This window comes from Kitasatospora sp. NPDC059599, assembly GCF_042735125.1.
Taxonomy (GTDB): Bacteria; Actinomycetota; Actinomycetes; order Streptomycetales; family Streptomycetaceae; genus Kitasatospora.
This window is the reverse complement of record NZ_JBHWCL010000247.1, coordinates 1-8,216: the sequence shown is the minus strand read 5'-3', so window position 1 is coordinate 8,216 and position 8,216 is coordinate 1. Positions and strand designations below refer to the sequence as shown.

The 8,216-nt window shown below is 74.4% G+C and carries 10 protein-coding genes; 4 read left to right on the top strand and 6 right to left on the bottom strand.

The window, feature by feature from the left end:
• Positions 1-47 precede the first annotated feature (47 nt).
• Entirely contained in the window at positions 48-1,196 is a 1,149-nt protein-coding gene (gene dapC, locus ACFV04_RS42610; protein WP_380536475.1) for a succinyldiaminopimelate transaminase, read from the bottom strand.
• Between the two features lie 20 nt (positions 1,197-1,216).
• Complete coding sequence (fdxA, locus tag ACFV04_RS42605) at positions 1,217-1,543, bottom strand: ferredoxin (protein WP_030061559.1); 327 nt, start codon at positions 1,541-1,543, stop codon at positions 1,217-1,219.
• A 199-nt stretch (positions 1,544-1,742) separates the two neighbouring features.
• Here fdxA and ACFV04_RS42600 point away from each other — a divergent pair, with 199 nt between their 5' ends.
• Positions 1,743-2,687: a GNAT family N-acetyltransferase gene (locus tag ACFV04_RS42600; protein ID WP_380536473.1), complete on the top strand. Its 945-nt coding sequence runs from the start codon at positions 1,743-1,745 to the stop codon at positions 2,685-2,687.
• A 100-nt stretch (positions 2,688-2,787) separates the two neighbouring features.
• A complete protein-coding gene (locus ACFV04_RS42595; protein WP_380343741.1) occupies positions 2,788-3,660 on the top strand; it encodes a transglutaminase family protein in 873 nt (290 codons plus the stop codon).
• A 12-nt stretch (positions 3,661-3,672) separates the two neighbouring features.
• Here ACFV04_RS42595 and ACFV04_RS42590 read toward each other — a convergent pair whose 3' ends face one another.
• Positions 3,673-4,302 (bottom strand): response regulator transcription factor, encoded by a 630-nt coding sequence (locus ACFV04_RS42590; RefSeq protein WP_360261048.1) that lies wholly within the window; start codon positions 4,300-4,302, stop codon positions 3,673-3,675.
• Between the two features lie 64 nt (positions 4,303-4,366).
• Between ACFV04_RS42590 and ACFV04_RS42585 the strand changes: the two genes are divergently transcribed.
• Together ACFV04_RS42585 and ACFV04_RS42580 are read left to right on the top strand one after the other, a co-directional pair.
• Positions 4,367-5,320 carry a MerR family transcriptional regulator gene (locus ACFV04_RS42585; protein ID WP_380536471.1) on the top strand — a complete coding sequence of 318 codons (954 nt, stop codon included), beginning with the start codon at positions 4,367-4,369 and terminating at the stop codon, positions 5,318-5,320.
• Positions 5,314-5,814, top strand: a complete 501-nt coding sequence (locus ACFV04_RS42580) for a GNAT family N-acetyltransferase (RefSeq protein ID WP_380343748.1) — start codon at positions 5,314-5,316, stop codon at positions 5,812-5,814. Before ACFV04_RS42585 ends, ACFV04_RS42580 begins: the two co-directional genes overlap by 7 nt.
• Positions 5,815-5,866: 52 nt before the next feature.
• Here the strand turns inward: ACFV04_RS42580 and ACFV04_RS42575 are convergent, their stop codons facing one another.
• The 3 genes from ACFV04_RS42575 to murJ all read right to left on the bottom strand — a co-directional run bounded on the left by ACFV04_RS42575 (position 5,867) and on the right by murJ (position 8,215).
• Positions 5,867-6,217 (bottom strand): hypothetical protein, encoded by a 351-nt coding sequence (locus tag ACFV04_RS42575; RefSeq protein ID WP_360261041.1) that lies wholly within the window; start codon positions 6,215-6,217, stop codon positions 5,867-5,869.
• 14 nt (positions 6,218-6,231) lie between these two features.
• Positions 6,232-6,567: a hypothetical protein gene (locus ACFV04_RS42570; protein ID WP_380536469.1), complete on the bottom strand. Its 336-nt coding sequence runs from the start codon at positions 6,565-6,567 to the stop codon at positions 6,232-6,234.
• A 73-nt stretch (positions 6,568-6,640) separates the two neighbouring features.
• Entirely contained in the window at positions 6,641-8,215 is a 1,575-nt protein-coding gene (gene murJ / locus ACFV04_RS42565) for a murein biosynthesis integral membrane protein MurJ (RefSeq protein WP_380536468.1), read from the bottom strand.
• Position 8,216 lies beyond the last annotated feature (1 nt).

Below are 8,216 nucleotides of genomic sequence, written 5' to 3'. Positions count from 1 at the left end.
CCTGAAACCCACGGTTCCAGGAGGAGCACCGGCCCTTCGCCGTGCGGTCAGCGCGCCGCTGCCAGCCGCTCCACGGCCGCGGCGACCCGCTCGTCGGTCGCGGTGAAGGCGACCCGCACGAAACGCTCGCCGGCCGGACCGTAGAAGTCGCCGGGCGCCACCAGGATGCCCAGCCCGGCCAACTCGGCCACCGTCTCCCAGCACGGCCGGTCCTGGGTCGCCCACAGGTAGAGGCTCGCCTCGGAGTGCTCGATCCGGAAGCCGTACGCCTCCAGCGCGGCCCGCAGCGCCGAGCGCCGGGCGGCGTACCGCCCGCGCTGCTCGGCCACGTGCGCGTCGTCCGCCAGCGCGGCGACGGTCGCGGCCTGGACCGGGGCGGGCACGATCATGCCCCCGTGCTTGCGCACCTCCAGCAGCTCCCGGACCACCACCGGGTCGCCCGCGACGAAGGAGGCGCGGTAGCCGGCCAGGTTGGAACGCTTGGAGAGCGAGTGGACGGCCAGCAGGCCCTCGTGGTCCTCGCCGCACACCTCCGGGTGCAGGACGGAGACCGGATCGGCCTCCCAGCCCAGCTCCAGGTAGCACTCGTCGCTGACCAGCAGCGCCCGGTGCTCCCGGGCCCACTCGACGGCGCGGCGCAGCTCGTCCGCGCCCAGCACCCGGCCGGTCGGGTTGGACGGAGAGTTCACCCAGAGCAGCCGCACCCGGGAGCCGTCCAGCTCGTCCACCGAGTCGTACTCGACCGGTTCGGCGCCGCACAGCCGGGCGCCCACCTCGTACGTCGGGTAGGCCAGCCGGGGGTAGGCGACCTGGTCGCCGGGGCCGAGGCCGAGCTGGGTCGGCAGCCAGGCCACCAGCTCCTTGGAGCCGACGGTCGGCAGGACGGCCTGCGGGCCGATCGCGGCGCCGAGGCGCCGGTGCAGCCAGCCGGCGATCGCCTCGCGCAGCTCCAGCGGGCCCCAGACCGTCGGGTAACCGGGGGTGTCGGTGTGCGCGGCCAGCGCCTTCTGGACGACCTCCGGGACCGGGTCCACCGGGGTGCCGACGGAGAAGTCGCAGAGGCCGCCCGGGTGGGCGAGGGCGGTCGCCTTGTACGGCTCCAGCTTGTCCCAGGGGAAGACCGGCAGGAGGTCGGAAACGCGGCGCGCCGCTCCCGGGTGGCCCGGGAACGGCGCGCGCGTGCTGTCGTTGCTCACAGCTTCGTTGCCACCGATCGTCAGTGGTCGGCGTTCTGCGGCGGCAGAGCGGCGATGAACGGGTGGTCGCGCTCGATCAGGCCCAGCTTCGAGGCGCCACCGGGCGAACCCAGGTCGTCGAAGAACTCGACGTTCGCCTTGTAGTAGTCCTTCCACTCCTCCGGAGTGTCGTCCTCGTAGAAGATCGCCTCGACCGGGCAGACCGGCTCGCAAGCGCCACAGTCGACACACTCATCCGGGTGGATGTAGAGCGATCGCTCGCCCTCGTAGATGCAGTCAACCGGGCACTCTTCGATGCACGCCTTGTCCTTCACGTCGACACAAGGCTGCGCGATGACGTAGGTCACGCTGTCGTTCCTCCTAGGAAGGGCCTGGCGGCCCGTTCTGTTCTGCTCGCGTGCGCGGTGAGCGCGGCGTCGTCGATGCCCGCCCCTAGTATCGCGGGTCGGAGACCGCAAATGCACAGGAGGTGGCCACATGGCGACAGGCAACCCGGTCAGCGATCGTCCGGAGGTCCGGATAGATCGCTCTGACGTGGGACGACGCGTGTCCGTCCGACGCCTCTCCGAGTTCGTGGACGACCGGCCGGTGTTCCGGGATTCGATCGGCGTGCTCACATCGTGGGACGATCTTGGGTTGACGATCGTGCCTCGAACCGGGGACCCGGTCTTCTTGCCGGAGAAGCTGCTGGTCGCAGGCAAGGTCGTGCCGCCGTTTCCCGCCCGGCGCGCTCCGCTGCCGGTCACCGACCCGGTCGAACTGCAGCGGATCGCGGGCCGCGGCTGGCCGGCCGTCGAGCAGCAGCCGCTCGGCGCGTGGACGCTGCGCGCCTCGGCCGGATTCACCCGGCGGGCCAACTCCGTCCAGGCGCTCGGGGACCCGGGGCTGCCGCTGCCGGACGCCCTGGCGGCCGTCCGCGCCTGGTACGCGGAGCGCGAGCTGCCCTCGTACGTCGAGGTGATCACCCCGGGGTCGCCGGAGCCGCTGCGCGCCGAACTCGACCGGCTCGGCGCCGGGTACGCGCCCACCCTGGTCCGCACCACCCCGCTGGCCGGGCTCGCCCGGACCGGCGGCGGGCACGACCGGGTGCGCCTGGCGCGGACGGCGGACCCGGCGTGGCTGTCGCTGTACCGGCGGGTGACCGGGGACCCCGCGGTCGAGGAGGCGGCGCTGCGGGTGCTGCACGGCGGCCCGTCGGTCTGGTTCGCGACCGTGCCGGGCGCGCCGGGACAGCCGCCGCTGGCGATCGGACGCTGCGTCATCGAGGGGCCGTGGGCCTGCTTCGGCGCGATCGAGGTCCAGCCGTACGCCCGCCGGGCCGGGCTGGCGACCGCGGTCATGGCGGTGCTCGCCGCACGGGCGGCCGAGGAGGGCGCGAGCGGCGGTTACCTGCAGGTCGAGGCGGAGAACGCCGGGGCGATCGCGCTCTATGACCGACTCGGCTTCACGACCAGTCACACTTACCACTACGCCCTTCTTCCCCAGGGGTAGCGCTCGGGTCGTTCCGTCCGCTGCCGGAACCGTCCGTCGCCCGTCGCCCGAACCGCCCGTCGCCCCGTCCGTCCGCCGTACGAAAGCCGTCGCCGTCACCGTGACCGAGCAGAGCAGAGACCGCTTCCGGACCGCCGCCCGCGCGGAGCAGCCCGACCCGGTGCTGCTCTGCCTGCTCGCCGCCGCCGAGCACGGCCCGGCGCTCGACCCGGGCGACCCCGGCGAGCCGCCGGGCGTGGACGCCCTGCTCGCGGCCTGCGAGGCCGCCCTGGAACGGCACGCGGCCGCCGTCCGGCTGGCCGTCGCCGAGCGGGCGCCCGCCGGACCGGAGGAGACCGCCGCCCTGCTCGCGGCCGTCCTCGGCGGGCGGGAACGCTTCCACGGGCGGCAGGCCGACTACCGGCGGCTGGAGTCCTCGCTGCTGCCCGAGGTGCTGCGGCGGCGCCGCGGCCTGCCGATCACCCTGTCGCTGGTGTGGATGGCGGTGGGACGGCGGGCCGGGCTCACCGTCCACGGTGTCGCGTTGCCCGGCCACTTCATCGTCGCCGTGGGCGGGCCGGGAGGCGGCGGCGACTACGTCCTGGCCGACCCGTTCCACGGCGGACGGCTGCTCGACCCCGGGGACGTCGAGCACCTGGTCGCCGCCGCCGGGCACGAGTTCACGCCTTCGATGCTCTCCCCGGCCCAGCCGCTGGACGTCGTGCTGCGGGTGCTCGGCAACATCCGGGCCTGGGCCTCCGAACGTCCCGAACACGCCCGCACCCAGCTCTGGGCCACCGAACTCGCCCTGCTGCTGCCGCGCCACCCCGCCCAGCTCCGGCTGGAGCGGGCCGAACTCCTCGTCCGCACCGGGGACTTCCTCGGCGGCTCGGCGGAGATGGACGCGTACGCGCAGATCCTGGACGCCTTCGACCCGGACGGGGCGGCCAAGGTCCGGCAGGAGGCGCGGGCGGCCCGCCACCGGCTGAACTGATCCGCGACGGGGCTACAGCCAGCCCTTCTCGCGGGCGATCCGGACCGCCTCGGTGCGGTTGCGGGCCTCGGTCTTCTGGATCGCCATCGAGAGGTAGTTGCGGACCGTCCCCTCCGACAGGTGCAGTCGCCGCGCGATGTCGGCGTTCACCGCGCCGTCGGCGGCCGCGCCCAGCACGTCCCGCTCGCGCGGAGTCAGCGGGTTGGCGCCCTCGGCCAGCGCGGCCGCCGCCAGCACCGGGTCGATCACCCGCTCGCCGCGCAGCACCCGGCGGATCGCCTCGGCCAGCTCGGAGGCAGGCGCGTCCTTCACCAGGAACGCGTCCGCGCCCGACTCCATCGCCCGGCGCAGGTAGCCGGGACGCCCGAAGGTCGTCGCGATGACCACCTTGGTGCGCGGCGCCTGCCGGCGCAGTTCGGCCGCCGCCTCGATGCCGGTCATCCCCGGCATCTCGATGTCCAGCACGGCGACCTGCACCTCGTTCGCCAGCACCGCCGACACCACCTCGTCCCCGCGCCCGACCTGCGCGACGACGTCGATGTCCCCCTCCAGCCCGAGCAGCGCGGCCAGCGCCTCCCGGACCATCCCCTGGTCCTCGGCGAGCAGCACGCGGATCGAGGCCCCGTTGTCAGTGTCGTTCATGGCCATGACCTTAGAGGGCAACGGGCTTGAGTCTCCGGCAGGGGGAGAGTCCACAGTGGTGCCCATGGACGGCAGCACTGCGGACGACATCCGGTACTCGATCGGCGACCTCGCCCGGCGCACCGGGCTCACGGTCAAGACCATCCGGTTCTACGCCGACACCGGGCTCGTCCCGCCCACCGGCCGCACCCCGGCCGGCTACCGGCTGTACGACGTGCACGCGCTCGCCCGGCTGGACCTCGTCCGCACCCTGCGCGAACTCGGGCTCGACCTGCCCGCGGTCCGCCGGGTGCTGGAGCGGGAGGCCCCGCTGCAGGAGGTCGCCGCCGCGCACGCCGAGGCGCTGGAGGTGCAGATCCGCACCCTGCGGCTGCGCCGGGCGGTGCTGCTCGCCGTCGCCCAACGCGGCTCCACCCCCGAGGAGATGAGACTGATGCACAAACTCGCCAAGCTCTCCGACGCCGAACGCCGGCGTCTCGTCCACGACTTCATCGACGAGACCTTCGGCGGCCTGGACGCCGACCCCGGGTTCGTCGCCATGATGCGCTCGGCGATGCCGGAACTGCCCGACGAGCCGCGGCCGGAGCAGGTCGAGGCCTGGGTCGAGCTGGGCGAACTCGTCCAGGACCGGGACTTCCGCGCGGCCGTGCGGAAGATGGCCGAGCACCAGGCCGCCGAGCGGGCGGAGGGGGACCGCAGCGGTCTGCACATCGCGCTGACCGGGACCGTGACGTCCCTGGTCCGCGCCGCGCTGGCCGCCGGGACCGCCCCCGCCTCCCCCGCCGCCGACCCCGCCGTCGCGGCCCTGACCGCCGCCTACGCCGAGGCCTTCGGACGCCCGGACGACGAGGAGCTGCGCCAGTGGCTGTCCGACCGCCTCGGGACGGCGAACGACCCCCGCGCGGACCGCTACTGGCAGCTGCTGGCGGTCATCAACGGCTGGCCCGCCCGGGAGAGCCTGCGGGACGTATTCGAGTGGTTCACCGAGGCCCTGCGGGCCAGAATGGCCGGATGCTGAGCCTGGAACTCCTCCGCCCCGACCACGCCGACGCCCTGCTGGCCTTCGAACGCACCAACCGCGCGTACTTCGCCCGCAGCGTGCCGGACCGCGGGGACGCCTACTTCGCCGAGTTCCCGGCCCGGCACGGCGCGCTCCTCGCCGAGCAGGCCGAGGGCACCTGCCGGTTCCACGTCGTCCGGGACGCGGACGGCGAGCTCGTCGGCCGGGTCAACCTGGTCGACCTCGCCGACGGCGGAGCCGAACTCGGCTACCGCGTCGCCGAGTCCGCCGGCGGCCGCGGGATCGCCACCGCCGCCGTCGCCGAGGTCTGTCGGCTCGCGGCCGGCCCGTACGGCCTGCGCTTCCTGACCGCGGCCACCACCGTCGACAACGCCGCCTCCCAGGCAGTGCTCGCCCGCAACGGCTTCCGGTTCCGGCAGGAGATCCTGCTCGCCGAGCGCCCGGGGCTCGCCTACCGCCGCGAACTGGCCGACCCGCACCCGACGCGGTAGCCGGGGCGGGGCCTTCGCCGGCCCAGGCCCAGGCCCCGGCCTCGGCCTGGGCTCAGAGCCGGCGCAGGGCGGCTTCGACGCTGTCCGCGGCGCTGGTGTTGAAGGCGATGGCGGCCTGCGGCGCGTGCCGGCGGACCAGGTTGACGACGAGTTCGAAGAACGGGAGGGCCGGCTCGGGCTTGCGGATGCCGCCGCCGATGACGACCACGTCCCACCCGCGGCCGTCGAGCGCCGCGACGATCGCGGGCTCGGCGGTGTCGTCGGGGGCGACCAGGGTCATCGCGGCGTCGATGCCGTGGTCGGCGAAGCGGGCGAGTTCGGCGTCGAGGACGGCCCGCACGCCGTCGCCGTCCATGCCGGGCACGGTGTGCGGGTCGAAGCCGAGAACGAGAACGGTGGGCATGCCGGGGAGGACGATCAGCGGGGGTCGCAGGGTTCCCCGCGCAGGAAACGGGCGGCTTCGGCGAGGGTGAGCTTGGGGTCGGTCCAGGAGCACACCTCCAGCCAGGACAGGCTCCCGGCCTCGGCGAACAGCAGCACCTCGCCGTCGTCGCCGAGGCCCGCCTCGGCGACGATCTCCGCGCGCGCGGCGGTGCCGGTACCGGTGAAGTGGACGGTGCAGCCGCAGGCGCAGCGGGACTCGATGCGCAGGTGCGGGAGTTGGGCGCGCAGCGGATGGCCCGGACGGAGCAGGGCGTCGAGGGTGCGCCGGACGTCGGCGGGCAGCTGGTTCACGGAAGTCATCGGTTTCATCGGTTCCATCACCTTCATCGGTTCCATCGCCTCGGTTCCATCGGCTTCATCGGTTCCATCGGCTTCATCGGCTTCACCGGCGGCGCAATCGCGAGGTGAGGGCGGACAGTTCTTCGACGCGGAGGAGGTGGGCGAGCAGCAGGTAGCCGACGGCGAGGACGGCGACGGCGGGCAGCAGGCCGTAGCGGGTGGTCCACCAGGCGGCGGCCGCGGCCGGGAGGGCGGCGGCGAGCAGCCTGACGTGCGCGCCCAGCACGGGCAGCGGGCCGAGGCGGCGGCGCAGCAGCAGGTGGGCGGCGACGCAGGTGAGCAGGAACGAGCCGCCGTAGCAGCCGGCCGTCCCGGTGACGGCCCAGCGCAGCGGCAGCAGCCGGTGGCAGAGCAGGGCGCCGAGCGCGGTGGCGGCGACGGGCAGGAGGTTGAGCAGGAAGGGCGTGCGGCTGTCGCCGAGCGCGTAGAAGGCGCGGGTCAGCGCGTAGGAGGCCGAGTAGAGGACCAGGCCGGGCGCGAAGGCGGTCAGCATGCCCGCGATCGCCTGGACGTCGGCGGAGTCGGTGCGGCCGTGGCCGAAGGCGAGGGCGCACAGCTGCGGCGCGAGGACGGCGAACGCGCAGGCCGCCGGGACGGTGACCACGCCGATCGTGCGGACGGTGCGGGCGAGGACGGTACGCACGGTGTGCGGGGCGTCGGCGGCCGCGGTGAGCGCGGGGACGACGGCGGTCACCAGGGACACCGTGACCACGCCGTGCGGCACGATCCAGAGCAGGTAGGCGCTGCTGTACGCCGTGTACCCGACGCCGGGGAGCCCGGCCTCGGCGGCCCGCGCGCCGTCGAGCGTGGCCAGCCGGGTCACCACCCAGTAGCCGACCTGGTCGCTGAGCACGAGCAGCAGCGTCCACCCGGCGGCCCGCAGCGGCTCGCCGAGCCCGGCCTGCCGCCAGTCCCAGCGCGGCCGCAGCCGCACCCCGGCGGCCCGCAGGCACGGCAGCAGCACCAGGCTCTGCGCGACCACGCCCGCCGTCGTACCGGCACCGAGCACGGTCAAGTCGGTGGTCGAGAAGGACCGTTGGCCGATGTAGGCGCCGAAGACCGCGATCACGACCAGGTTGTTCAGAACCGGCGCCCACGCCATCGGCGCGAACCGCCGCCGGGCGTTCAGGATCTGGCCCAGCACGGTGAACAGCCCGTAGCAGAACACCTGTGGCAGGCACAGGTACGCCAGCAGCACCGTACGGTCCAACTGCGCTCCGCCGTACGAGGTGTACGCCCGCACGACGAGCGGCGCGGCCGGCACCGCCACGGCCGTCAGCACCAGCAGGGCCGTCACCAGCACCGTCACCAGCCGGTCGACGTGCGCGGCCCCGCCGTCCGCCGACTCCTTGGCGGCGCGCACCAGATGGGGCACCAGCGCGGTGTTCAGCGCGCCGCCGATCAGCAGCACGAACAGGATGTTGGGCACCGTGTTCGCCACGTTGTACCCGTCCGCGAGCACCCCCGAGCCGAGGACGGCCACCAGGACGGCCGAGCGGACGAAGCCGGTGGCCCGGGACACCACCGTCCCCGCCGCCATCACCAGGCTGGGCGGGGCGGTGCGCCGCGGTTTGCGGTGCCGGGCGGACGGACCGGGCGGCGCCGGCACGACCGGCACG

What these genes read in the sequence shown, in the direction of transcription:
- ACFV04_RS42590 (WP_360261048.1), bottom strand. Translation starts at nt 4,302, where the DNA reads ATGAACGACACTGACAACGGGGCCTCGATCCGCGTGCTGCTCGCCGAG.
- ACFV04_RS42585 (WP_380536471.1), top strand. Translation starts at nt 4,367, where the DNA reads ATGGACGGCAGCACTGCGGACGACATCCGGTACTCGATCGGCGACCTC.
- ACFV04_RS42580 (WP_380343748.1), top strand. Translation starts at nt 5,314, where the DNA reads ATGCTGAGCCTGGAACTCCTCCGCCCCGACCACGCCGACGCCCTGCTG.
- ACFV04_RS42575 (WP_360261041.1), bottom strand. Translation starts at nt 6,217, where the DNA reads ATGCCCACCGTTCTCGTTCTCGGCTTCGACCCGCACACCGTGCCCGGC.
- ACFV04_RS42570 (WP_380536469.1), bottom strand. Translation starts at nt 6,567, where the DNA reads ATGAAACCGATGACTTCCGTGAACCAGCTGCCCGCCGACGTCCGGCGC.